Source organism: Nocardioides sp. TF02-7, from assembly GCF_022437945.1.
GTDB lineage: Bacteria > Actinomycetota > Actinomycetes > Propionibacteriales > Nocardioidaceae > Nocardioides.
In genome coordinates, this window is record NZ_CP092535.1 from 1,318,984 (window position 1) to 1,342,940 (window position 23,957).

General features: G+C 73.2%; 21 protein-coding genes and 4 pseudogenes. 7 read left to right on the forward strand and 18 right to left on the reverse strand.

Annotated elements, in window-relative coordinates; translation table 11 throughout:
* Positions 1-62: 62 nt before the first annotated feature.
* From MF408_RS06715 to MF408_RS06765, 11 genes and pseudogenes are all read right to left on the reverse strand, one after another.
* Positions 63-794 carry an NADH-quinone oxidoreductase subunit J gene (locus tag MF408_RS06715; RefSeq protein ID WP_345893861.1) on the reverse strand — a complete coding sequence of 244 codons (732 nt, stop codon included), beginning with the start codon at positions 792-794 and terminating at the stop codon, positions 63-65.
* Positions 791-1,405 (reverse strand): NADH-quinone oxidoreductase subunit NuoI, encoded by a 615-nt coding sequence (gene nuoI, locus MF408_RS06720; RefSeq protein WP_240250756.1) that lies wholly within the window; start codon positions 1,403-1,405, stop codon positions 791-793. Before nuoI ends, MF408_RS06715 begins: the two co-directional genes overlap by 4 nt.
* A pseudogene (gene nuoH, locus MF408_RS06725) lies at positions 1,398-2,709 on the reverse strand (NADH-quinone oxidoreductase subunit NuoH). Before nuoH ends, nuoI begins: the two are co-directional and overlap by 8 nt.
* Positions 2,706-5,133: pseudogene (locus MF408_RS06730) on the reverse strand (NADH-quinone oxidoreductase subunit G). Before MF408_RS06730 ends, nuoH begins: the two co-directional pseudogenes overlap by 4 nt.
* Positions 5,134-5,135: 2 nt before the next feature.
* Complete coding sequence (gene nuoF / locus MF408_RS06735; protein ID WP_240251704.1) at positions 5,136-6,413, reverse strand: NADH-quinone oxidoreductase subunit NuoF; 1,278 nt, start codon at positions 6,411-6,413, stop codon at positions 5,136-5,138.
* Between the two features lie 35 nt (positions 6,414-6,448).
* Positions 6,449-7,274, reverse strand: a pseudogene (nuoE, locus tag MF408_RS06740) (NADH-quinone oxidoreductase subunit NuoE).
* The gene (locus tag MF408_RS06745; protein ID WP_240250757.1) at positions 7,271-8,614 is read right to left on the reverse strand and encodes an NADH-quinone oxidoreductase subunit D; all 1,344 of its coding nucleotides are present in this window, start codon (positions 8,612-8,614) and stop codon (positions 7,271-7,273) included. The pseudogene nuoE and the gene MF408_RS06745 overlap by 4 nt, the downstream one beginning before the upstream one ends.
* A 93-nt stretch (positions 8,615-8,707) precedes the next feature.
* Positions 8,708-9,308: pseudogene (locus MF408_RS06750) on the reverse strand (NADH-quinone oxidoreductase subunit C).
* Between the two features lie 131 nt (positions 9,309-9,439).
* Positions 9,440-9,994 carry an NADH-quinone oxidoreductase subunit B gene (locus tag MF408_RS06755; RefSeq protein ID WP_240250758.1) on the reverse strand — a complete coding sequence of 185 codons (555 nt, stop codon included), beginning with the start codon at positions 9,992-9,994 and terminating at the stop codon, positions 9,440-9,442.
* A 12-nt stretch (positions 9,995-10,006) separates the two neighbouring features.
* Positions 10,007-10,363, reverse strand: coding sequence for an NADH-quinone oxidoreductase subunit A (locus MF408_RS06760; protein WP_240250759.1), 357 nt, complete (start codon positions 10,361-10,363; stop codon positions 10,007-10,009).
* A 216-nt stretch (positions 10,364-10,579) separates the two neighbouring features.
* A complete protein-coding gene (locus MF408_RS06765; RefSeq protein WP_240250760.1) occupies positions 10,580-11,269 on the reverse strand; it encodes a demethylmenaquinone methyltransferase in 690 nt (229 codons plus the stop codon).
* A gap of 146 nt (positions 11,270-11,415) precedes the next feature.
* On the opposite strand from MF408_RS06765, the gene MF408_RS06770 reads away from it, so the two are divergent.
* The 3 genes from MF408_RS06770 (at position 11,416) to MF408_RS06780 (ending at position 13,930) form a co-directional block, all read left to right on the forward strand.
* On the forward strand, positions 11,416-12,330 hold the full coding sequence (locus MF408_RS06770) for a L,D-transpeptidase family protein (RefSeq protein WP_240250761.1): 915 nt from the start codon (positions 11,416-11,418) through the stop codon (positions 12,328-12,330).
* 104 nt (positions 12,331-12,434) lie between these two features.
* Positions 12,435-13,055 (forward strand): carboxymuconolactone decarboxylase family protein, encoded by a 621-nt coding sequence (locus MF408_RS06775; RefSeq protein WP_240250762.1) that lies wholly within the window; start codon positions 12,435-12,437, stop codon positions 13,053-13,055.
* A complete protein-coding gene (locus MF408_RS06780) occupies positions 13,052-13,930 on the forward strand; it encodes an RNA polymerase sigma-70 factor (protein WP_240250763.1) in 879 nt (292 codons plus the stop codon). Before MF408_RS06775 ends, MF408_RS06780 begins: the two co-directional genes overlap by 4 nt.
* A gap of 1 nt (position 13,931) precedes the next feature.
* Here the strand turns inward: MF408_RS06780 and MF408_RS06785 are convergent, their stop codons facing one another.
* The 6 genes from MF408_RS06785 to MF408_RS06810 all read right to left on the reverse strand — a co-directional run bounded on the left by MF408_RS06785 (position 13,932) and on the right by MF408_RS06810 (position 19,605).
* On the reverse strand, positions 13,932-14,531 hold the full coding sequence (locus tag MF408_RS06785; RefSeq protein WP_240250764.1) for a hypothetical protein: 600 nt from the start codon (positions 14,529-14,531) through the stop codon (positions 13,932-13,934).
* An 82-nt stretch (positions 14,532-14,613) separates the two neighbouring features.
* Positions 14,614-15,261 carry an MBL fold metallo-hydrolase gene (locus tag MF408_RS06790; RefSeq protein ID WP_240250765.1) on the reverse strand — a complete coding sequence of 216 codons (648 nt, stop codon included), beginning with the start codon at positions 15,259-15,261 and terminating at the stop codon, positions 14,614-14,616.
* 144 nt (positions 15,262-15,405) lie between these two features.
* Entirely contained in the window at positions 15,406-15,891 is a 486-nt protein-coding gene (locus MF408_RS06795) for a DUF4189 domain-containing protein (RefSeq protein ID WP_240250766.1), read from the reverse strand.
* Between the two features lie 95 nt (positions 15,892-15,986).
* Positions 15,987-17,642: a thiamine pyrophosphate-binding protein gene (locus tag MF408_RS06800; RefSeq protein ID WP_240250767.1), complete on the reverse strand. Its 1,656-nt coding sequence runs from the start codon at positions 17,640-17,642 to the stop codon at positions 15,987-15,989.
* The gene (locus MF408_RS06805) at positions 17,639-18,589 is read right to left on the reverse strand and encodes an o-succinylbenzoate synthase (protein WP_275693368.1); all 951 of its coding nucleotides are present in this window, start codon (positions 18,587-18,589) and stop codon (positions 17,639-17,641) included. The genes MF408_RS06800 and MF408_RS06805 overlap by 4 nt, the downstream gene beginning before the upstream one ends.
* Positions 18,586-19,605 (reverse strand): AMP-binding protein, encoded by a 1,020-nt coding sequence (locus MF408_RS06810; RefSeq protein WP_240250768.1) that lies wholly within the window; start codon positions 19,603-19,605, stop codon positions 18,586-18,588. Before MF408_RS06810 ends, MF408_RS06805 begins: the two co-directional genes overlap by 4 nt.
* 129 nt (positions 19,606-19,734) lie before the next feature.
* Here MF408_RS06810 and MF408_RS06815 point away from each other — a divergent pair, with 129 nt between their 5' ends.
* Genes MF408_RS06815 through MF408_RS06825 form a run of 3 tightly spaced genes read left to right on the forward strand, consistent with a single transcriptional unit; the run spans position 19,735 to position 23,169 of the window.
* Positions 19,735-21,003: an MFS transporter gene (locus tag MF408_RS06815; protein WP_240250769.1), complete on the forward strand. Its 1,269-nt coding sequence runs from the start codon at positions 19,735-19,737 to the stop codon at positions 21,001-21,003.
* Positions 21,003-22,274, forward strand: coding sequence for an MFS transporter (locus tag MF408_RS06820; protein WP_240250770.1), 1,272 nt, complete (start codon positions 21,003-21,005; stop codon positions 22,272-22,274). Before MF408_RS06815 ends, MF408_RS06820 begins: the two co-directional genes overlap by 1 nt.
* Positions 22,275-22,284: 10 nt before the next feature.
* Positions 22,285-23,169 (forward strand): 1,4-dihydroxy-2-naphthoate polyprenyltransferase, encoded by an 885-nt coding sequence (locus tag MF408_RS06825; RefSeq protein WP_240250771.1) that lies wholly within the window; start codon positions 22,285-22,287, stop codon positions 23,167-23,169.
* A 145-nt stretch (positions 23,170-23,314) separates the two neighbouring features.
* Here the strand turns inward: MF408_RS06825 and MF408_RS06830 are convergent, their stop codons facing one another.
* Positions 23,315-23,575, reverse strand: a complete 261-nt coding sequence (locus MF408_RS06830) for a DUF4229 domain-containing protein (RefSeq protein ID WP_240250772.1) — start codon at positions 23,573-23,575, stop codon at positions 23,315-23,317.
* 77 nt (positions 23,576-23,652) lie between these two features.
* Here MF408_RS06830 and MF408_RS06835 point away from each other — a divergent pair, with 77 nt between their 5' ends.
* The gene (locus MF408_RS06835; protein ID WP_240250773.1) at positions 23,653-23,874 is read left to right on the forward strand and encodes a hypothetical protein; all 222 of its coding nucleotides are present in this window, start codon (positions 23,653-23,655) and stop codon (positions 23,872-23,874) included.
* Positions 23,875-23,957 lie beyond the last annotated feature (83 nt).

A 23,957-nucleotide genomic window follows, 5' to 3' on the forward strand; every position in this document is an offset into this window, starting at 1 on the left:
CACGGCGGCGTCCTTGCCGGCGGTCTCGGGCTTGCGGCCGGGCTCCTGGCCCAGCTGGGCGGTCACCTCGTCGATGTCGTCGGCGACGTCGTCGGCCGACCGCACCGAGCCGCGGGCGGCGAGCACCCGGGGAGACCGACGCGGCGGCCGGCCGGCCGTCGGGCAGCAGGGCCGGGGTGTCGACGGCGTTGTGGCGCGCGTAGACGCCCGGCGGGGGCAGGGGGCCCGAGCGGGGCGCCCTTCTCGGTGAAGTCGCGGACCCGCTGGGCCGCGATGTCGGCCTGCCGCGCCTTGGGCGTCAGCCGCTCCCGGTGGGCGAGCACCATCGCGCCGACGGCCGCGGTGATCAGCAGGGCGCTGGTCACCTCGAACGCGAAGATGTGGCGCGAGAACAGCAGGCTCGCGAGGGCCTGGACGTTGCCGCCCTCGTTGGCGGCCTCGAGCCCGACGGCCGCGCCGAACGTCAGCTGGGCGAGACCGAGGGCGAGCAGCACCGCGAAGCCCGCTCCGGCGGCCCAGGCGAGCCAGCGCTGGCCGCGGATCGTCTCCACGAGCGAGTCGGACGCGTCGACGCCGACCAGCATCAGCACGAACAGGAACAGCATCAGGATCGCGCCCGTGTAGACGATGATCTGGACGGCGAAAAGGAACGGCGCCTCGAGCACGGCGTACAGGATCGCGAGGCTGATCATCACCACCGCGAGCAGCATCGCGGCGTGCACGGCCTTGCGGACGAACAGGATGCCCAGCGCCGCGAGGACCATGACCGGCGCCAGGACCCAGAACGCGATCACTGGTGCTCCTCCCCGGTCGGCTCCTGCGCGGCGCGGGAGGCCTCCGGCCGGTGCTCGGCGTCGACGGAGACCGCCGCGTGCTCGCCGCGGTAGTAGGCCTTCTCGGTGTCGCCGAGCCGCATCGGGTGCGGCGGCTGCTCCATGCCGGGCAGCAGCGGGGCGAGCAGGTCGGACTTCTCGTAGATCAGGTCGGCGCGGTTGTCGTCGGCCAGCTCGTACTCGTTGGTCATCGTCAGCGCGCGGGTCGGGCACGCCTCGATGCACAGTCCGCACAGGATGCAGCGCAGGTAGTTGATCTGGTAGACGCGGCCGTAGCGCTCGCCGGGCGAGAACCGCTCGTCCTCGGTGTTCTCCGCGCCCTCGACGTAGATCGCGTCGGCCGGGCAGGCCCAGGCGCACAGCTCGCAGCCGACGCACTTCTCGAGCCCGTCGGGCCACCGGTTGAGCTGGTGCCGCCCGTGGAACCGCGGCGCGGTCGGCCGCTTCTCCTTCGGGTACTGCTCGGTGACGACCTTCCGGAACATCGTCCGGAAGGTGACGCCGAAGCCGGCGACCGGGTCCCAGAACTGCTCCTTGAGCGACTGGGTCCCCGACGTGGGGTTGTCAGCCATCGTGCGCCTCCCCGGCACTCGTGGGGTCGGTGGTGGTGCGGACGGGTTCGTTCGACGCGAACACCAGCGGCTGGGCCGCCCCGCGGACGGCCCCGCCCGCCGGCATCGGCGGCACGGGGAAGCCGCCGGACCGCCGGGCGGTCGTGCCCGCCGGTGCCTGCTCCTCGTCGTCCCGCTTGCCCTCGGGGACGAGGAACAGGACGAGGAAGACGACGAGCAGCACGCCGGCCGCGATCATCGCGGTCTGCCGGTCGAGCGCCAGGTCGTCGCGGGCGACGCGCATGGTGGCGACCGCGACCGTCCAGATCAGCGCGATGGGGATGAGCCGCTTCCAGCCGAACGCCATGAACTGGTCGTAGCGCAGCCGCGGCAGCGTTCCCCGCAGCCAGATGAAGATGAAGATGAAGAAGAGGACCTTGCCGAAGAACCACAGCAGCGGCCAGTAGCCCTCGTTGGCGCCGGCCCAGACCTCGTCGATCCAGAACGGCGCGTGCCAGCCGCCGAGGAACATCGTCGTCGCCAGCGCGGAGACGGTGGCCATGTTGATGTACTCGGCGAGGAAGAACAGCGCGAACTTCAGCGAGGAGTACTCGGTGTGGAAGCCGCCGACCAGCTCGCCCTCGGCCTCGGGGAGGTCGAACGGCGCACGGTTGGTCTCACCGACCATCGCGATCACGTAGATCACGAACGACGGCATCAGGATCAGGCCGAACCAGAAGTCGTCCTGGGCGGCCACGATCTCGCTGGTCGACATCGAGCCGGCGTACATGAACACGGAGACGAACGCCAGACCCATCGCGACCTCGTAGGAGATCATCTGGGCGCTGGAGCGGGAGGCCGCCGAGGAGCGAGTACGTCGACCCGCTGGACCAGCCGGCGAGCACGATGCCGTAGATGCCGATGGAGGCGATCGCCAGCACGAAGAGCACGGCGACCGGCATGTCGGTCAGCTGCAGCGGCGTCTCGTGCCCGAAGAAGTTCACCTCGGGACCGAACGGGATCACGCTGAACGTGACGAACGCCGGCACGGTCGCGATCACCGGCGCCAGGAGGTAGACCGCCTTGTCGGCGGCCTTCGGGATGATGTCCTCCTTGAGCGCGAGCTTCACGCCGTCGGCCAGCGACTGGAGGAGGCCGAACGGGCCGTTGACGTTGGGGCCGATGCGGTGCTGCATCCGCGCCACGACCCGGCGCTCCCACCAGATGTTGAACAGCGTGAGCAGCACCAGCACGACGAAGATGAACAGCGTCTTCAGGCCGATGACCCACCACGGGTCGTTGCCGAACGCCTCGAGGCCGTTCACACCTGTGCTCCTTCCACCCGCACCCGGCTGCCCGGCGACGCGAGGTCGGCGAGCACGCCGTTGCCGAACGAGTTGGCCGGCACCCACACCACGCCGTCGACGAGGTCGTCCGCGAGCGCGGCCGGCAGGGTCACCGACCCGCGGTCGCCGGTGAGGGTCACGGTCGGCCGGAGCTCGTCGTAGGCGCGCCGGCCCAGCAGCGCGACGGGCTGCCGGGCGGTCGCCTTGAGGTACTTGTCGCCGTCCTGCATCCGGCCGTTGTCGACCGACTGCTTCCACGTCGCGAGCACGAACCCGTCGCCGGAGGTCGCGGCGGGCGCCCCGCCGGCGCCCGTCGTCGTCCGGGGGCCGGAGGAGTCGTCGAGCGCGCTCCGTCCGCCGTCCCAGGGGCCGAGCTGCTGCATCTCCGCACGCGCCTGCTCGACGGTGCGGAAGCCCAGCGGGCGGCCCAGCTCCTCGGCGATGCCGGCCAGGATCCGCAGCTCGGGCAGCGACGACGGGTTGCGCAGCGCGGCCTCGAAGGGCCGCGGCCGGCCCTCCCAGTTGACGAACGTGCCGGCCTTGTCGGTCACCGGCGCCACCGGCAGCACGACGTCGGCGACCCGGGTGACCTCGGACTCGCGGAGCTCGAGGGCCACCACGAAGCCGGCGGCGGCGATCGCCGCGCGGGTGGCAGCGGGGTCGGCGGTGTCGATCGGGTCGACGCCCGCGACCACGAGTCCGCCGAGCTCGCCGGCGGCGAGCGCCGCGACGATGGCGTCGGCGTCACGGCCCGCGACCTCGGGGAGGGCGTCGACGCCCCAGGCGGCCGCGACGTCGACCCGGGCCGACGCATCGGCCACCGGGCGGCCGCCGGGCAGCAGGCCCGGCAGGCAGCCGGCCTCGACCGCGCCCCGGTCGCCGGCGCGGCGCGGCACCCAGGCCAGCCGGGCCCCGGACCGCGCCGCCAGGTCGGCGGCCGCGGTGAGCGCGCCCGGCACGGCGGCGAGCCGCTCGCCGACCAGCAGCACCGCGGTGGCGTCGAGCTCACCGGCGAGCCCCGCGAGCGCTGCCGGCTCGTCGCCGGGCACCGTCGGGACCAGCCGGGCCCGCAGCTTGCCGAGGCCGCGCGAGGTGTACGGCGCCACCGCCACCACCTCGGTGCCGCCGGCGCGGACCGCCTTGCGCAGGCGCAGGAAGATCGCGCCGGCCTCGTCCTCCGGCTCCAGCCCGGCGAGCACGACCGTGGACGCCGACTCGAGGTCGTCGTAGGTGACGCCTCCGCCACCCGGACCGGTGGAGACCACGTGGGCGGCGAGGAACGCCGCCTCCTCCGCGGAGTGCGGGCGCGCCCGGAAGTCGATGTCGTTGGTGCTCAGCGCGACCCGGGCGAACTTGGAGTAGGCATAGGCGTCCTCCGCGGTCAGCCGGCCGCCCGTCAGCACGCCGACGCCCCCGGCCGCCTGCAGGCCACGCGCGGCGACGGCGAACGCCTCGGGCCACGACGCGGGGCGCAGGGACCCGTCGTCGTCGCGGACCTGGGGGTAGGTCAGCCGGTCGTCGAGCTGGGCGTAGGTGAAGGCGAACCGGTCCTTGTCGGTGATCCACTCCTCGTTGACGGCCGGGTCGTTGCCGGCGAGCCGGCGCATCACCTTGCCGCGACGGTGGTCGACCCGGATCGCGGAGCCGCAGGCGTCGTGCTCGGCCACCGCCGGGCTCGACACCAGGTCGAAGGGCCGGGAACGGAACCGGTAGTCCTCGGAGGTGAGCGCCCCCACCGGGCAGATCTGGATGACGTTGCCGGCGAAGTACGAGAGGAACGGCGCGTCCTCGGCGATGCCGATCTGCTGCTGGGCGCCGCGCTCGACGAGCGCGATGAACGGGTCGCCGGCGATCTCGTCGGCGAACCGGGTGCACCGCTGGCAGACGATGCAGCGCTCGCGGTCGAGCAGGATCATCGGCGAGAGGTTGATCGGCTTGGGGAACGTGCGCTTCTCGCCGCCGTAGGGACCGCCGGAGAACCGGGACTCCCCCGCGACCGTTGGACATCGCCTGGTTCTGCAGCGGGCACTCGCCGCCCTTGTCGCAGACCGGGCAGTCGAGCGGGTGGTTGATCAGCAGGAACTCCATCATGCCCTGCTGCGCCTTGTCGGCGACCGGGCTGGTGACCTGCGTGTTGACCACCATGCCGTCGGCGACCGGCAGCGTGCAGGAGGCCTGCGGCTTGGGGAAGCCGCGGCCGTTGCCCGCGTCGGGCACGTCGACGAGGCACTGGCGGCAGGCGCCGACCGGGGCGAGGAGCGGGTGGTCGCAGAACCGCGGGATCTGGACGCCGATCTGCTCGGCGGCGCGGATCACCAGGGTGTCCTTGGGGACGGACACCTGGATGCCGTCGATCGTCACGGTGACCAGGTCGGCCTGGGTGACAGCCTTGTCGGTCGTCATGGCTACGCCATCACCTCCTCGCCGGCCCACGCCGTCGACCGCGCGGGGTCGAAGGGGCAGCCGCCGTTGGTCAGGTGCGCGAGGTACTCGTCGCGGAAGTACTGGATCGAGCTGGTGATCGGGCTGGTCGCACCGTCGCCGAGCGCGCAGAACGCCCGGCCGAGGATGTTCTCGCACTGGTCGAGCAGGAGGTCGAGGTCGGCCTCGGTGCCCTCGCCGCGCTCGAGCCGGGTCAGGACCTGCACCAGCCACCAGGTGCCCTCGCGGCACGGGGTGCACTTGCCGCACGACTCGTGCTTGTAGAACTCCGTCCACCGCAGCACGGCCCGGACGACGCAGACGGTCTCGTCGAAGACCTGCAGCGCCCGGGTGCCGAGCATCGAGCCGGCGGCCCCGACAGCCTCGAAGTCGAGCGGGATGTCGAGGTGCTCGGCGGTCAGCAGCGGGGTGCTCGAGCCGCCCGGTGTCCAGAACTTCAGCTCGTGACCCTTGCGGACGCCGCCGGCCAGGTCGAGCAGCTCGCGCAGGGTGACGCCGAGCGGCGCCTCGTACTGCCCCGGCCGGGTGACGTGGCCGGAGAGCGAGAAGATGCCGAACCCCTTGGACTTCTCGGTGCCCATCGAGGCGAACCAGTCGGCGCCGTTGCCGACGATGCTCGGCACCGACGCGATCGACTCCACGTTGTTGATGACCGTCGGGCTGGCGTAGAGGCCGGCGACCGCGGGGAACGGCGGGCGCAGCCGCGGCTGGCCGCGCCGGCCCTCGAGACCCTCGAGCAGGGCGGTCTCCTCGCCGCAGATGTAGGCGCCGGCACCGGCGTGGACGACGACGTCGAGGTCGTAGCCGGAGCCGTGGATGTCCTTGCCGAGGTGGCCGGCGGCGTACGCCTCCTCCACGGCGGCCTGCACGCGGCGGATCACGTGCAGCACCTCGCCGCGGATGTAGATGAACGCCTTGTGGGCCCGGATCGCGTAGGAGCTGATGATCACGCCCTCGACGAGGACGTGCGGATTCCCCATCATCAGCGGGATGTCCTTGCAGGTGCCCGGCTCGGACTCGTCGGCGTTGACGACGAGGTACTTCGGCTTCGGGTTGTCCTGCGGGATGAACGACCACTTCATGCCGGTCGGGAACCCGGCGCCGCCCCGGCCGCGCAGGCCGGAGTCCTTGACGGCGGCGATCACGTCGTCGGGCGCCATCGCGAACGCCCGGTCGAGCGCCCGGTAGCCGCCCTTGGCCTCGTAGGCGGCGAGGGTCCAGGACCGGTCGACGTCCCACATGTCGGTGAGGACCGGGGTCAGGGTGGGTGCGCCGCTCACTGCGCCTCCTTCTTCTCGGCGCCGGACTCGCCGGAGGGGCTCTGCTCCTCGACGGTCTCGGACTCCGCACGACTCGTGTCGGCCTCGGCGGCCGCGCCCTCCTTGGCCGGCGCGGAGGTCGCCGCGGCCCCGCCCTCCGCGGCGGAGCCGACCGCCGCGGGCTCGGCGGCGCCTGCCGGGGCGGTCCAGCCGCGCTCACGCGCGACCTGCAGCCCGGCCAGGCTGGCCGGACCGGCGGCAGGGCCCCTCGTCGGCACGGCCGTCGGGGAACCCGGCGAGCACCCGCTCCGCCTCGCGCCACGTGCACACGCGCGGGCCGCGGGTCGAGCGCACCTCGTTGCCGGCGCGGAGGTCGTCGACCATGGCCACGGCCGACTCCGGGGTCATGTTGTCCATGAACTCCCAGTTGACCATCACCACCGGGGCGTAGTCGCACGCCGCGTTGCACTCGACGTGCTCGAGCGTGATCTTCCCGTCCTCGGTGGTCTCGTCGTTGCCGACGTCGAGGTGGTCCTTGAGCCGGGCGAAGATCTCGTCGCCGCCCATCACCGCGCATAGCGTGTTGGTGCAGACGCCGACGTGGTAGTCGCCCACGGCGTGGCGCTTGTACATCGTGTAGAACGTCGCGACGCCGCTGACGTCGGCCGCCGAGAGGCCGAGGATCTCGGCGCACGCCTCGATGCCCTCGGGCGTCACCCGGCCCTGCACCGACTGCACCAGGTGGAGCATCGGCAGCAGCCCGGAGCGCTTCTCCGGGTAGCGGGCGGCGATCTCGTGCAGCTCGGCGAGGGTCTTCTCGTCCAGGGGAGTGCTCGTGCTCACCGGTCCACACCTCCCATCACGGGGTCGAGGCTGGCGATCGCCACGATCACGTCGGCGATCATGCTGCCCTCGCTCATCACGCCCATCGCCTGCAGGTTGTGGAACGAGGGGTCGCGGAAGTGGGCGCGGAACGGGCGGGTGCCGCCGTCGGAGACGACGTGGGCACCGAGCTCGCCGCGCGGCGACTCCACCGGCACGTAGGCCTGCCCGGCCGGCACCCGGAAGCCCTCCGTCACCAGCTTGAAGTGGTGGATCAGTGCCTCCATCGACTCGCCCATGATGTGGCGGATGTGGTCGAGGCTGTTGCCCATGCCGTCGCTGCCGATGGCCAGCTGGCTCGGCCAGGCGATCTTCTTGTCGCCGATCATGACCGGGGCGCCCTCCAGCTTGGCGAGCCGGTCGGCCGCCTGCTCGATGATCCGCAGGGACTCCCACATCTCGTTGAGACGGAGCCGGAACCGGCCGTAGGCGTCGGCGGTGTCCCAGGTCTGGACGTCGAAGTCGTAGGTCTCGTAGCCGCAGTAGGGGTCGGTCTTGCGCAGGTCCCACGGGTAGCCGGTGCTGCGCAGCACCGGGCCGGTGATGCCGAACGCGAGGCAGCCCTCGAGGTCGAGGTAGCCGACCCCCTCCAGGCGCGCCTTGAAGATCGGGTTGGCGTTGCACAGGGCGGCGTACTCGGGCAGCCGCTTCTTCATCAGCGCGACGAAGGAGCGGATCTCGTCGAGCGCACCGGGCGGCAGGTCCTGGGCGACGCCGCCGGGCCGGATGAACGCGTGGTTCATCCGCAGGCCGGTGATCAGCTCGAAGAGGTCGAGGACCAGCTCGCGCTCGCGGAACCCGACCGTCATCACGGTGAGCGCGCCGATCTCCATCCCGCCGGTGGCGATGCACACCAGGTGGGAGGAGAGCCGGTTGAGCTCCATGAGCAGGACCCGCATGACCTGGGCCTTCTCGGGGATCTCGTCCTCGATGCCGAGCAGCCGCTCGACGCCGAGGCAGTAGGTGGCCTCGTTGTAGAACGGGCTCAGGTAGTCCATTCGGGTGCAGAACGTGACGCCCTGCACCCAGGAGCGGTACTCCATGTTCTTCTCGATACCGGTGTGCAGGTACCCGATGCCGCAGCGGGCCTCGGTCACCGTCTCGCCCTCGAGCTCGAGGATCAGCCGCAGCACGCCGTGGGTCGAGGGGTGCTGCGGGCCCATGTTGACGACGATCCGCTCGGCCGCGTCGCCGCCCTCCTCGCCCAGTCCGGCCGCGATCTCGTCCCAGTCCTGGCCGCTGACGGTGAAGACCTTGCCCTCGGTGGTGTCCGAGGTGCCGGCGTACATGTCCTGCGTCATGCCACACCGCCCCGAGCCCTCGGGGTCCCCGCGGCGTTGTCCGCCGGAGGAGCGGAGCGGGGAGGCGGAGAACGCCGTGGGGTGAGGTTGTAGTCATGAGTAAGACCTCCGCTGATCGGGCGGCTGGATGGTGCCGCCCTTGTACTCGACCGGGATGCCGCCGAGGGGGTAGTCCTTGCGCTGCGGGTGGCCCGGCCAGTCGTCGGGCATGAGGATCCGGGTGAGCGCGGCGTGGCCGTCGAAGACCAGCCCGAACATGTCGTAGGTCTCGCGCTCGTGCCAGTCGAGGGCGGGGTAGACCGAGGTCAGCGACGGGAGGTGCGGGTCGGCGTCCGGCACGCTCACCTCGACCCGGATCCGGCGGTTGAAGGTCATCGACACGAAGCCGTAGACGGCGTGCAGCTCGCGACCGGTGTCGCCCGGGTAGTGGACGCCGCTCACGCCCGTGCAGAGCTCGAACCGCAGCGACGGGTCGTCCCGGAGCAGGCGGGCCACCTCGACCAGGTTGCCGGGCGAGACGTGGAAGGTGATCTCGCCGCGGTGGATGACGACCTCGTCGATGAGCGGGTCGAGCCGGTCGGCGACGACGTCGAACCAGCCGCCGTAGGGCCGCTGCGCCGCACCCGGGAAGACGATCGGCGCGACCAGGCCGCCGTAGCCGCTGGTGTCGCCGGTAGCCGCGGGCGCCGAACATGCCGTGCCGCTCGCCGACCTGGCGCACCTCGCCGGTCGGTGCCGGGACGTTCTCGGGCGACTGGTCGACGGCGGGCTGCTCGACGGCCTTGTCGAGCTGGTCCCCGGCCTTCTCGTCCTTCTTGTCCTCGCTCACCGCAGCAGGCCCTTCTGGTCGCTGGTCGGCAGCGCTGCCAGGCCCTCGGCCTCGAGCTCGCGGATCTGCGCCTGCCGGTTGGCACCGAGCGGGGCGTGCTGGACCTTGTCGTGCAGCTTGAGGATCGCGTCGATGAGCATCTCCGGGCGGGGCGGGCAACCGGGGAGGTACATGTCGACCGGCACGACGTGGTCGACACCCTGCACGATCGCGTAGTTGTTGAACATGCCGCCGCTGCTGGCGCACACGCCCATCGCGAGCACCCACTTCGGCTCAGCCATCTGGTCGTAGATCTGCCGCAGCACCGGGGCCATCTTCTGGCTCACGCGGCCCGCGACGATCATGAGGTCGGCCTGCCGCGGACTGGCGCGGAACACCTCCATGCCGAACCGGGCGAGGTCGTACTTGGGCCCGCCACTGGTCATCATCTCGATCGCGCAGCACGCGAGGCCGAAGGTCGCCGGCCAGAAGCTCGCCTTGCGCATGTAGCCGGCGACGCCCTCGACGGTGGTCAGCAGGACGCCGCTCGGAAGCTTCTCTTCAAGTCCCACAGGTGGTGCCTCTCAGTCCCAGTCCAGCCCGCCGCGGCGCCACACGTACATGTAGGCGACGAACACGGTGGCGATGAACACGACCATCTCGGCCAGCCCGAACCAGCCCATCGCGTCGAAGTAGACGGCCCAGGGGTAGAGGAAGATGATCTCGATGTCGAAGATGATGAACAGCATCGCGGTGATGTAGTACTTCACCGGGAAGCGGCCGCCGACCGCCTGCGGGGTCGGCTCGATGCCGCACTCGTAGGAGTCGAGCTTGGCGCGGTTGTAGCGCTTGGGGCCGACGAGGGCGCTCATGACCACCGAACCGACGGCGAAGACCGCGGCGAGAGCGGCGAGGACCAGTACCGGCGTGTAGAGCTCCATGCCGTCCCTTCCCTGTGCGGCGGATCGTGACCTTGTGAATGGAATCACGTAGTGGCGCGCCCCACATACTGCCACCCGGGGCGGCGCCCGCACAGGGGGTGGGGTGCCCGGGCCGGCCCGCGGCCGGCACCCCGCGCGGAACGCCGTCCGGACGCCCGGATCCGGTCTGACCTGCGGATTTACCGCACGATCGGCTTGCGAAAAGCGACCCGGCGCTCAGGCGGTCGCGCGGTGGAGCGCCACGATGCCGCCCGAGAGGTTGCGCCACTGCGGCGCCTGCCAGCCGGCGCTGCGCACCAGCGCGGCGAGACCCTCCTGGTCGGGCCAGGCGCGGATCGACTCGGCGAGGTAGACGTAGGCGTCGGGCGCCGACGACACCGTGCGCGCGATCGCCGGCAGCGCCCGCATCAGGTACTCGAGGTAGACCGTGCGCCACGGCCCCCAGGTGGGGTGGCTGAACTCGCACACGACGAGCCGGCCACCCGGGCGGGTGACGCGGCGCATCTCGGCGAGACCGGCGAGCGGGTCGACGACGTTGCGCAGGCCGAAGGAGATGGTGACCGCGTCGAAGGTGTCGTCGGGGAACGGCAACCGGGTGGCGTCGCCGGCCGTGAACGGCAGGTGCGGCAGCGATCGCTTGCCGACCTGGAGCATCCCGATCGAGAAGTCGCACGGCACCACGGTCGCCCCGGCGTCAGCGAACGGCTGGCTCGACGTCCCGGTGCCGGCGGCGAGGTCGAGCACCTTGTCGCCGTACGCCGGGTCGACGGCCTGCAGCACCTCGCGCCGCCACCGCCGGTCCTGGCCGAAGGACAGCACGTCGTTGGTGAGGTCGTACCGCTTCGCCACGGCGTCGAACATCCGACGGACGTCGGAGGGCTGCTTGTCGAGCGCTGCACGGGCCACCCGCGCAGCCTAAGGCCCCGTCGTCGCAACCAAAGGGGCGGCTGCTGCGTCAACCCTGTCGAGGACGTCGGCACCGACGGTCACCACGACCCGGGCACGGCCCTCCCCATCTCTCCCGTCAGCCCTGCACCCCCGAGGAACCCGTCATGTCGATCGTCCGCCGCCTCACCGTCGTCGCCGTCGTCGCGGCGCTCTGCTGCGCCCTCGCCTACGGCGTGGGCCGGGCGAGCCACACCGGCGACCTGCCGTGGGAGGTCGCGGCGGGCGACGGCCCGACCGTCGCGGCCGACCGGCACGGCGGCGGCGGGACGACCACCGCCGACGACGCCGGGAGCCGCCGGGACGGGGACCGGCCGGCCCGACCCGAGCAGCGCGAGCAGCCCGAGCAGCGCGAGGAGCCCGAGGAGCCCGCGCTGGTCCCGGGTCCGACCCTGGTGGGCCCCGGCGACTCCGGCCGCGACGTCCGCGAGCTGCAGGCGCGGCTGGCGCAGATCGACTGGTTCGCCGCCGACGTCACCGGCTTCTACGGCGACGTCACCACCGAGGCGGTGCGCGGCTTCCAGGCCAAGCGCGGCTTCCCGGTGACCGGGGAGGTCGACCGGCGCACCCTCGACCGGCTGCACGAGATGACCAGCGAGCCGACCCGCGCCGAGCTCACCAACCAGCCGACGACCAACGCCCCGGGCGCGCTCGACCCCCGCTGCCGCACCGGCCGGGTGCTGTGCGTCGACAAGACCAGCAGCACGCTGCGCTGGGTGGTCGACGGCGAGGTCCGCAAGAGCGTCGACGTGCGGTTCGGCTCGCAGTACACCCCGACCCGTGAGGGCGTGTTCAGCGTCTACCGCAAGAGCCGCGACCACGTCTCGAGCCTCTACGACACCCCGATGCCCTACGCCCTGTTCTTCTCCGGCGGTCAGGCGGTGCACTACTCCGCCGACTTCGCCGCCGTGGGGTACGCCGGGGCGTCCCACGGCTGCGTCAACGTCCGCGACCTCGACGCCGTCGCCTGGCTCTTCGACCAGGTCCAGGTGGGCGACCGGGTCGTCGTCTACTGGGCCTGAGCAGGTGCGGCGGCCGGACCTGCCGACCGCGTGTCACACCTCCTCAGGGTCCGGTGTCTCCATGGCAGCCATGCCACCGGAACACACCCACCGAGGAGGACGACATGACCGAGACCCGCATCCCGCCGGCCGAGATCACCGGGCTCAAGGGCGCGCTGCTCAAGCGGATCATGAAGCGGACGCTGGGCCAGGTGCCGTCGTCGCTCGGCGTCTACTGGCACAACGAGAAGGTGCTGACCGCCATGGGCGGCCTCGGCGGCAAGCTGAGGAAGTGGGACGCCTGCGACGAGGGCCTCAAGACGTTCGCCCACATGGCGGTGGCGTCGTACGTCGGCTGCACCTGGTGCCTCGACTTCAACTACTTCGAGGCCCGCAACAAGGACCTCGACCTCGACAAGGCGCGGGAGGTGCCGCGGTGGCGGGAGTCGGCGGCGTTCACGCCCCTGGAGCGCGAGGTCATGAGCTATGCCGAGGCGATGAGCACGACTCCGCTGACGGTCACCGACGAGATGGTGGCGAGCCTGCGTCAGCAGCTCGGCGACCCGGCGCTGGTCGAGCTGACCGCGGTGATCGCCTTCGCCAACTTCACGACCCGGCCCAACGTCGCGCTCGGCATCGAGTCCGACGGCTTCGCGGCCGCCTGCGGCTTGAAGCCGCTCGCCCCATCGACCGCCCCATCGACCGGCCGATCGACCGGCCAGCCGACGGTAGCGTCGGCGTCATGACCGACCCGGTCGACCCGTTCGTCACCCACCGCAGCCTGCTCTTCACCGTCGCCTACGAGATGCTCGGCTCCGCGGCCGACGCGGAGGACGTCGTGCAGGAGACCTGGCTGCGGTGGGCGGACGTCGACCACGCCGAGGTGCGCGACCCGCGGGCCTACCTGGTGCGGATCGTCACCCGGCAGGCGCTCAACCGGCTGCGGACCCTGTCGCGGCGCAAGGAGGACTACGTCGGCGAGTGGCTGCCGGAGCCGTTGCTGACGACGCCGGACGTGGCCGAGGACGTGGAGCTCGCCGAGAGCATCTCGATCGCGATGCTGACGGTGCTCGAGACGCTGACCCCCACCGAGCGTGCCGTGTTCGTGCTCCGGGAGGTCTTCGACCTGGCCTACGACGAGATCGCCGCCGCGATCGACAAGACGCCGGCCGCCGCCCGCCAGGTCGCGCACCGGGCGCGGGAGCACGTGGCGGCCCGGCGGCCGCGGATGGCGGTCGACCAGCAGCAGCAGCGGCAGGTGCTCGACCGGTTCCTCACCGCCATCACGACCGGCGACGTCCAGTCCTTGATGGACGTGCTGGCGCCCGACGTGGTGCTGGTGGCCGATGGCGGCGGCTTCGCGGCCGCGGCGCGGGAGCCCGTCGTCGGGTCGGAGCCGGTGGCGGCGTTCCTCGGCAACCTCCGCCGGATCACCGACGAGCTCGAGGTCAGCGCGGTGCTCATCAACGGCGCCCCGGCGCTGCGGGTCGACGCCCCCGAGCCGTGGGGCAGCACGGCGATCAGCCTCGCCGTCGAGGGCGGCCGGGTCGTGCGGCTGTTCGCGATGCGCAACCCGCACAAGATGCAGCGGCTCGCGGAGGCGACCCCGCTGCAGCGGTGAGTCAGCCCGCCTGGGCGACGACGTCGGCGAGAGCCTCGGCGGTCTGCTCGAGCGTGTAGCCGCCGCCGGCGTGGGCGTTGAAGGTGCGGCCGTCGACCACCCGCTGGCACTGGTTCTGGAACGGCGCGCCGCCCTGCTGGTAGGCCTGGGCCTGCCACTGCCCGGTGCAGACCGCGTCACCGACCTGCTGCACGTCGTTGACGAGCCCCTGCTGGGCGCTCAGCTCCGGCGGGATCGGCGGCCCGGTGGGCAGGAAGAACGTGGACTCCCCGTCGTAGACGGTGATGCTCACCTCGGTGTCCAGGCCGGAGGTCGCGTAGCGGGCGACCGCGACGTCGCCGCCGAAGGCCTCCGACAGCCGGTCGGCGCCGTAGGACTCGACCTGGTCGGCCATCTCGGTGAACTGGGGGCTGATGGCGCCGATCCGCTGCAGCTCGCCGTCCAGCAGGTCCTCGGGGAGCAGCTCGGCGACCGGGCGCCGGTCGGTCGCGGCGGCCACGTCGCTCCCCTCGCCGACGACCTCGGGCAGGCCGACGGCGAAGCCGACGATGCCACCGAGCAGGACCACGCCGGCAGCGGCGCCGATGATCGAGGAGCGCATCGCTCCATCATGCCTCCCGCGCCGCAGGCGGACGGGCGCGGGCCGGTCAATGGGCCGGTCGATGGGCCGGCCAGCCGGTCGGTCAGCGGGGGAGGTCGGCCCCGTCGGGGAGCCGCACGTAGTCGAGACCGGCGGCGCCCAGGATCCGGCCGAAGTGGGTGTCGGCGATGGCCAGGCCGACGTCGGAGTAGACCCGGTCGTGGATCGCGACGTTGCGGGCGGCGCCGACCGACCGGGCGTAGTCGATGCCCTCGGCCGCCTTCATCCAGGGCGCGCAGACCGGGGCGAGCAGCACGTCGACCGGGACGCTCGGGTGCTCGGTGAGGGCGTCGCCGGGGTGGAACACCGTGGTGTCGCCGGCCTCGAGGAGGTAGCCGCTGTTGTCGAAGTGCGGGAGGTCGGGGTGGATCACGGCGTGCTTCTCCCCCACCGCCCTCACCGGGAGGCCGCCGACCTCCCAGGCCTGGCCGGGCGCCACGACCGTGACCCGCTCCGCGAGGTCGGGCGCGTCGTCGCGGATCCGGTCGGCGACGGCGGCGATCGTGAACACCGGCGCGTCGCAGCGGCGCAGCCGGTCGGCGTCGTAGTGGTCCGGGTGCTCGTGGGTGATGAGGACGGCGTGGACGCCGTCGGCCGCATCCGGCTCGGTGAAGGCGCCGGGGTCGATCACCACCGTCACGCCGTCGTGCTCGATCCGGACACAGGAGTGGCCGAGCTTGGTCAGGCGCATGCGCTCACCGTAGCCCGCGGACCGCACCTGCAACGGGCGTCGCGGCTGCCGCGGCTGCCGTCGGTGCCATCCGAGCGACCGGCCCCGGACGCGGCGTCGCCCCCGCGGTGGGGACCGCGGGGGCGACGACGGTGGTGGAGCTGCTCAGTTGGCCGTGCAGATCGACGCGCGGATCTTGCCGCCGCCGTTGCGCTTCTTGGCCTTGCGGTTGGCGACGGCCTTGCGGTTGGCGTAGCCGGTGGCCCAGCTGGTGATCCAGCCCTGCGAGTTGGTCTTGATCGCGACCGCCATGCAGCCGTTGCGCACCCAGCCGAGCTTGCGGCACTGGCCGGGGTAGTTGGACAGGCTCTTGCAGCGCTTGTGCGCCCGCTGGATCGCACCCTTCCGGGTGGGCGTGTTGATGTAGCCGCCCCACGCCTGGTCGCGGGACATCGAGACCGCGCCGAAGCACTTGCGGAAGCAGCGGACGGCGCGCTGGGCGTCGCGCTCGGCCTTGGCGACGAGGGCGGGCGTGGTGGCGCGCTCGGAGGGAGCAGCCGGCGCCGCCTGCGCGGAACCGGTCGCGGACATGATGCTGCCGACGATCGCGAGAGCAGCGAACGCGGCGATGATGCGGAGGAACGGCTTCATCGGTTTCCTTCGGCTGGTTGGTGCTGGTCGAGCGCGATCCTCCCCCTGCGTCCGGACCTCAAACAAGTGGACCGCCGCAGCGGGCTCGCGGGTGGTCAGCCGGCGAGCCCGCGGATGGCCGCGTCGAGCTCGCGGCGGTCGGCCCGGCCGACGACCGCCTCCACGACCTCCAGCCCGCCGTTGGGCGAGGCCAGCGCCTGCTCGAGCTCGGGGAGGGAGGTGACCCCGCAGGTGCGGGGTGCGGGTGGCGGCGCAGAGGGAGCCGAGGTCGACCCCGTGCGGAGTGCCGAAGAGCCGCTCGAAGGAGTCGGCCAGCTCCGGGGCGCCCTGCTCGAGGACCGCGAAGATCGAGCCGCCGTCGTCGTTGACGACGACGACGGTGAGGTCGGGCCGCCGCTCGTCCGGTCCGAGCACCAGGCCGGTCTGGTCGTGGAGGAAGGTGACGTCGCCGAGTAGGGCGAGGTTGCGGGTTGAGTGCGGCCGGCCGAGCGCGGCACCGACGGCCGTGCTGACGGTGCCGTCGATGCCGGCCAGGCCACGGTTGCCGACCACCCGGCGCCGCTCCCCCCACCGGCGCCGGCCGCGCCATCAGGTCGAGGTCGCGCACCGGGTTGGAGGCGCCGACGACGAGCAGGCCGCCGGGGGGCAGCGCGCGCGACACCGCGCCGGCGACGTCGTACGGCGTCATCGCGGGCTGCCCGGCGAGCAGCAGGTCGACCCGGCGGCCGACCGCCCGGTCGGCCTCGCGCCACCGCTCGAGCCACGCCGGGTCGTCCGCGCCCTCGGCACGCGGGACCCGGGCGAGGAGGGGTGGCGCCGAGCGGCCGCACCGGCCACACGCCGGCCGCGGGGACGACGAGCACCTCGACGTCGGGCCGCTGGAGCAGCTCGGTCACCGGCCGGGAGATCGTCGGCCGGCCGACCACGACCACCCGCTCGACCTCGCGGCCGAGGTCGGTGCCGAGCAGCAGCCGGTAGCAGCGCAGCGCGTTGTGGCCGGTCCGCGCGCCGCTCGTCGGCTCGGCGAGCAGCGGCCACCCGCCCGCCTCGGCCAGCACCCGCGCCGGCGGCCCCGCCTCGTCACCGGCCACCACCACCGTCCGCGGCCCCTGCGGCAACACGTCGAATCGGGCCTCGTGGTTGGTCGAATCGGGCCTCGTGGTTGCTCGAGTCGGGGGTCGTGGTGACGGAGGGCCCGCCACGACACCCGACTCGGACGACCACGAGGCCGGACTCGACGTGGGGACGAGGGGGAGGTCGAGCTGCACGTTGACGTGCAGGACGCCGGGTGAATCCCAGGGGACACCGTCGAGGTCGGCGGGCGCGGCGACGTCGTACGTCGTGACGAGGCGGCCGAAGATCCCGACCTGGTCGGTCGTCTGGTTGGCGCCGGTCCCCCGCAGCCGGGCCGGCCGGTCGGCGGTCAGGACGACCAGCGGCAGGCCGGCGTGGGCCGCCTCGAGCACGGCCGGGTGCAGGTTGGCGACCGCGGTGCCGGAGGTGCAGACGACCGCGGCCCGGGCGCCGACCTTGGTGAGGCCGAGCGCGAGGAAGCCGGCGGTCCGCTCGTCGATCCGGGTGTGCAGCTCGAGCCGGCCCGGCCCGTGCACCTCGCCCCAGACGGCGTAGGCCAGCGGCGCGTTGCGCGACCCCGGGGCGAGCACCACGTGGCCGACCCCGGCCGCCACCAGCCGGGCGACGACGGCGTCGGCGAGCGCGGTCGCCGAGGGCGGGGTGGGGGCAGGGGTCACGGACGCCGATCCTGCCGCAGCGCGGTCACCTCCGCGAGCCGGGCCTCCCACCAGGCCACCCGGTCCGGCGGCGCCGGCAGCCGGTCGAGCGCGCCGGGGTCGACGGCCGGCCGCCGCACGGGCAGCGCCCCGTCGACCGGCAGCAGCGGCGCGTCCACCACGTCGTCGGTGAGCAGCTGGACGGTGGCGAGGCCGCAGGCGTACGGCAGCTCCGGCAGCGCCGCGGCCAGAGCCACGCCGGCGGCGATCCCGACCGACGTCTCCAGCGCCGACGACACGACGACCGGCAGCCCGATCTCCTCGGCGATCCGCAGGCAGGCGCGGACGCCGCCCAGCGGCTGCACCTTGAGCACCGCGACGTCGGCGGCTCCGAGGTCGCGCACCCGGTAGGGATCCTCGGCGCGGCGGATCGACTCGTCGGCGGCGACCGGCACGTCCACCCGCCGCCGCACGGCGGCGAGCTCCTCGACGGTGGCGCACGGCTGCTCGACGTACTCCAGCCCGCCGGCGGCGCGGTCGAGCACGCCCACCGCGGCCACCGCCTCGTCGACCGACCAGGCGCCGTTGGCGTCGACGCGCAACCGGCCGCCGGCGCCGAGCGCGTCGCGCACCGCCTCCAGCCGCGCCTGGTCGTCGGCCAGCGCCTGGCCGGGCTCGGCGACCTTGACCTTGGCGGTGCGGCAGCCGCCGCGCAGGACGATGCCGTGAGCGGTCGCAGGGTCGACGGCGGGCACGGTGACGTTGACGGGTACGGCGTCGCGCACCGCCGCCGGCCAGTCGCCGGCGGCGGCCTCCTCCGCGGCCCGCAGCCACGGCTCGGCGACCCGGGCGTCGTACTCCAGGAACGGGCTCCACTCCCCCCAGCCGGCCGGCCCCGGCAGCAGCGCCGCCTCCCGGACGGTGACGCCGCGGAACCGGGTCCGCATCGGGACCGCGACCACCCTCACCGGGCGTCCTCCGCGACCAGGCCGAGGAGCGCCCGCCGGTCCGGCTTCCCGTTGGGCAGCAGCGGGACGTCGTCGACCACGACGAGCTGCCGCGGCGCCCACGACCGCGGACAGGCGGCGGCCACCCAGTCGCGGAGCTCGTCGAGCCCGAGCGGTCGGCGCGGCGCGACGAACGCGACCACCCGGTTGCCCCACTCCTCGTCCGGCACGCCGAGCACCTCGGCGCCCGCGACGGCGGCGTGCTCGCGCAGCCGCGCGGCGACGGCGACCGCCGGGACGTTGACCCCGCCCGAGACCACGACGTCGTCGACCCGGCCGAGGACGACCAGCCGGCCGTCCTCGTCGAACCGCCCGGCGTCGGAGGTGAGGTACCACCCGTCGACGAGCGCGGCCGTGGTCAGCGCCGGGTCGCCGACGTAGGACTCGAAGAGGGTCGGGCCGGCGATCCGGATCCGGCCGCCGTCGCCGAGCGCGACCGCGACGCCGTCGAGCGGGACGCCGTCGTAGACGCAGCCGCCGGCGGTCTCCGCCGCGCCGTACGTCGTCACCACCCGCACCCCGGCCTCGGTCCAGCGGCGGCGCAGCGCGGGGTCGACCGGGCCCCCGCCGAGCAGCACGGTGTGCGCGCGGCGGAGGGCGGCGGTGGCCGCCGGGTCGTCCAGCATCCGGCCGAGCTGGGTCGGCACCAGCGACACGAACCAGCCGTCGGCGTCGGGCCAGCCGTCGCGGTCGAGCAGCACCGGCGGGTGGCCCGCGACCAGGGAGCGCACGACGACCTGCACGCCCGCGACGTACGTCGGCGGCACGGCGAGCACCCAGCGGCCGGCGGCACCGAGCCGGCGCCGGCTCGCCGCCACCGACGCGAGCACCGCTTCGCGCGGGAGCGCCACCCGCTTGGGGCGGCCGGTGGAGCCGGAGGTCTCCACGACCAGCCGCACGTCCCCCGGGCCCTCGAGCCAGCCCTGGAGGGTGGCGACGATGTCGTCCGGATCACCCTGCGGAACGACGTAATTCATGCGACAGACGCTAGCGGCCGGGCGGAGAATGTCCGGCGATGTCCACCACCGTCTCGGGGGACCGACGGGGCTTCCTGCGCCGCCTGGTCCCGCCCACGCAGCTGTCCCCGGCGCCTCGCCACCCAGTCGATGCTCTTCTCGACCGGCGAGGGCACGTTCATGACGGGCAGCGCGGTGTTCCTCACCCAGGTGGTGGGGATGTCGGCCGGCAAGGTGGGCCTGGCGATCACCATCGCCGGCGTCGCCGAGTTCCTCTTCGCCTACCCCGCCGGCCGGGTCGTCGACCGGCTGGGCCCGAAGCGGGTGTGGGCGGCCTCGGGCATCGGCCGCGCCGCGGCGTTCCTGGCCCTGCCGTTCGTCGAGGGCTTCTGGCAGTACGTCGCGGTCGCCGTCGTGTTCTCCGCGTTCGAGTCGCTCGGCGGCTCGAGCCACCAGGCCTACGTGCTCGACGTGCTGCCACCGAAGGAGCGGGTGGAGACCCAGGCGTACATGTACTCCTCGCTCAACGTCGGCTTCACCCTCGGCGCCCTCATCGCCGGTGTCGCCCTGGCGTTCGACGACCCCGAGGTGATCCGCTGGACGCCCTGGTTCGCGGCGGCGCTGATGCTGCTCAACGCCTACGCGATCACCCGGCTGCCGGCGGCTCCGCACGACCTGCGGGTGGCGAGCGGCGAGCGCCGGCAGCGTCCGAGCGGACCGGGGCCGGTGCGCAACGTCGGCTGGGTGCTGGCGATGTTCTTCCTGGGCACGCTCTGGACCAACCAGGTGCTGCTCCACACCGTGATCCCGCTGTGGCTGGTCGAGGCGACCGACGCGCCGACCTGGCTGCTCGCCTGGCTGTTCGGCACCAACACGGTGCTCTGCATCTTCCTCCCCGCCTACACCTCCCGCGGGGTGCGCAACGTCCACGACGCGATCCGCTACGCCTGGGTGTCGACCGGGTTCTTCGTCGTCTCGTGCGTGATCACGATGGCGACCCACTCGACCGCGGGCCTGCTCACGGTGGTGCTGGTGTGGCTCGGCCACGTCACCGTCACCGGCGCCGAGCTCGCGATCTCGGCGGCGAGCTGGTCGTTCCAGGCCGAGCTGATGGACCCGCGCCGGCGCGGGGGAGTACCAGGGCATCCAGGAGGTGAGCAGCGCGCTCGGCTCCCGCTGGGCGCCGGCGCTCTTCACGTTCCTGGCGCTGAGCTGGTCCGGCCCGGGCTGGCTGGTGATCGCGGCGATCATCGTCGCCGCGACCGCCGGTCTCGGCCCGTCGGTGCGGCTCGCCGAGCGGTTCCGCGACCAGCACTTCCCGCCGGAGGCCGAGACGCCGGTGACGCCGGCCGAGGCCCTCGCGGAGCAGCCACCGCCCTCCGCGCCGCTGCCGGTCGAGCCGGCGTAGAGTTGTCTTGATGTCAAGACACTTCTCGGAGCGGGCGCTCCGGCTCGCCGGCCCGACCTCGCTCGTCCGCCGGCTCTCCGCGCAGTCGGTGCTGTCGGCGTTCGGCGACGGCGTGTTCCTCACCGGCAGCGCCGTCTTCTTCACCCAGATCGTCGGGCTCTCCGCCTCCCAGGTCGGCCTCGGGCTCACCTTCTCCGGCGTGGCGACGTTCGCGCTGGCCGTGCCGCTCGGCAAGCTCTCCGACCGCTACGGCGCCAAGCGGATGTGGGCGCTGAGCTCGCTCGTCGAGGCGGTGCTCTACCTCGTCTGGCTCGTGGTCGGCGGGTGGTGGACCTTCGTCGCGATGATGGTGGCGCTGGGCCTGGTGCAGACCTCGGCCCGGTCCTCGCGCAACGCCTACCGGTTCGACGTCTTCCCCCGCGAGGAGCGGGTGCGGTCCAACGCCTACTTCCGTGCCGCCCGCAACGTCGGCTACACCCTCGGCGCCCTGCTCGCCGGCATCGCGCTGGCCACTAACAGCGACGACGTGGTCCGGGCCGTCCCGGTCGCGACGGCCGCCCTCCTGCTCCTCAACGCGGTGCTGGTCTCGCGGTTGCCCTCGACCGCCCACCACGTCGAGCGCGAGGCTCCCCTGGAGGAGGCCGTGGAGGCCGCCGGGGAGCGGCGCAGCGCCCTCCGCAACCGCGGCTTCCTGCTGATGTCGATCTGCGGCGGCGTGCTCGCCACCCACCAGGTGCTGCTCAACGTGGTGATCCCGCTGTGGCTGGTGGAGGCGACCGACGCACCGCGGGTGCTGCTGGCCTGGCTGTTCGGCACCAACACCGTGATGGCGGTGCTGCTCCAGGTCGCCGCGGCCCGCGGCATCACCACGGTCGCCGACTCCCTGCGCGCCCAGCGGCGCGGGGCGTACTTCTTCGTGCTGTCGTGCGGGATCGTCCTCGTCACCCACGACACCGTCGGCTGGGTCACCATCGCGCTGGTGTGGATCGGCCACGTGACCGTCACCGGCGCCGAGCTGTTCCAGTCCGCCGGCGAGTGGGGGCTGCAGGCCGAGCTCTCCGACCCGGCCCGCCGCGGTGAGTACCAGGGCGTCTCCCAGCTGGGCTACACCATCGGCTCGGTCTGGGCGCCCGCCGCCTACACGTTCCTCGCGATGGAGTGGGGGACGCCCGGCTGGCTGGTGATCGCCGCGATCGTCGTGGTCGCCGCCGTCGCCATCCACCCCGCCTCCCGGATGGCCGAACGGCACCTGCGGCAGCAGGGCGTCGCCGTACCTGCTTAGATCGCCGGTCATGGCCACTCCCGCCCACTGGCTCGCCGGCGCCCGCCCGCGCACCCTCCCCGCCGCGGTCGCCCCGGTGCTCGCCGGCACCGGCGTGGCGGCGTACGACGGCGACGCGGTGTGGTGGAAGGCGTTGCTCGCCCTCGTGGTCAGCCTCGCCCTGCAGGTCGCGGTCAACTACGCCAACGACTACTCCGACGGCGTCCGCGGCACCGACGACGAGCGGGTCGGCCCCCTGCGGCTGGTCGGCTCCGGCCTCGCGTCGCCGGGCGCGGTCAAGCGGGCGGCGTTCCTCGCGTTCGGGGTCGCCGCGGCCGCCGGGCTCGTGCTCGCCGCCACCACCGCCTGGTGGCTGGTGCCCGTCGGCGCCGCGTGCGTGCTCGCCGCCTGGTTCTACACCGGCGGCTCGAAGCCCTACGGCTACCTCGGGCTCGGCGAGGTCATGGTCTTCGTCTTCTTCGGGCTGGTGGCCGTGGTCGGCACGACGTACGTGCAGACCGAGGAGCTCGCCGACAGCGGCTGGCCCGCCCTCCTCGCCGGCACCGGCGTCGGCGCGATCGCCTGCGCGCTGCTCGTCGCCAACAACCTCCGCGACATCCCGACCGACCGGGTCGCCGGCAAGCTCACCCTCGCAGTCCGGCTCGGCGACCGCCGCACCCGCGTTCTCTACGCCGCGCTGGTGCTGGTGGCCGTCGCCGCGCTCGCCGGCCTCGCCGCGCTCACGACCTGGTGGGCGCTGCTCGGCCTGGTCTTCCTCGCCCCCACCGTCCCCGCGCTGCGCACCGTGCTCGGCGGCGCCGGCGGACCCGGCCTGATCCCCGTGCTCCAGCAGACCGGCGTCGCCGAGCTGCTCTGGGCGGCCGGGGTGTTCGGCGGGCTGGTCGTCGGGGGGTGAGGGCGGGGCTCATTCCGTCACGGCCGGCGCAGATTCATCACGGTATGTCGACGAACCCGCGCCTCCCACGGCGTACCCACCATGGGAAGCGGCAACTCACCGACATACCTTGATGAACCTGCGGCAAGTGGGACCGACCCCACGATCAGTCCGTGTCCTCCCTGGACCGCGACTCCTCGAACCGCCGGGCGGCGCGCTGGGCCCGGCCCTCGACCTTGACGGCGAACTGCTCGCGCTGCCGCTGGAGCAGGAAGTACGACGCCACGCCGCTGACGACGAAGGCCAGGACCATCGCCCACAGGACCGGCACGTCCTCGGTGACCGCGAACCACAGGCCGAAGACGACGGCGAACGAGGCGACGAAGACGGCGGCCCGCATCAGGGTGTAGACCCAGAACTCCTTCACCGCTCCAGCCTAGGTCGTCACCCGGGTCGTGTCCGATTCGTGACCCGCGCCGCCCACCCACGACCTACGCTGGACGTGTGCTGAAGCTGTTGCTGGTGGTCGCGATCTTCGCGCTGGTGACCTACCTGGTCACGCGTGCGCTGCAGGAGCGCGGCGGGCCCGGCGGCCAGCCCGTCCTGCCCCGGCCGAAGCTGCCCCGGAAGCCCTCGCGGCCGGTCGCGCCGGACGACGACGAGGACTTCCTCCGCGAGCTCGAGCGTCGCCGGCGGCGGGCGAAGAAGCCACCCGAGGACGGCTAGCGCCGCGCCGCCTCCGCGGCCCCGCTCCTCCCGGCCCGCTCCTTCCGGCCCCGCTCCTCCGGCCCCGCTCCAGCCGCCGAGCG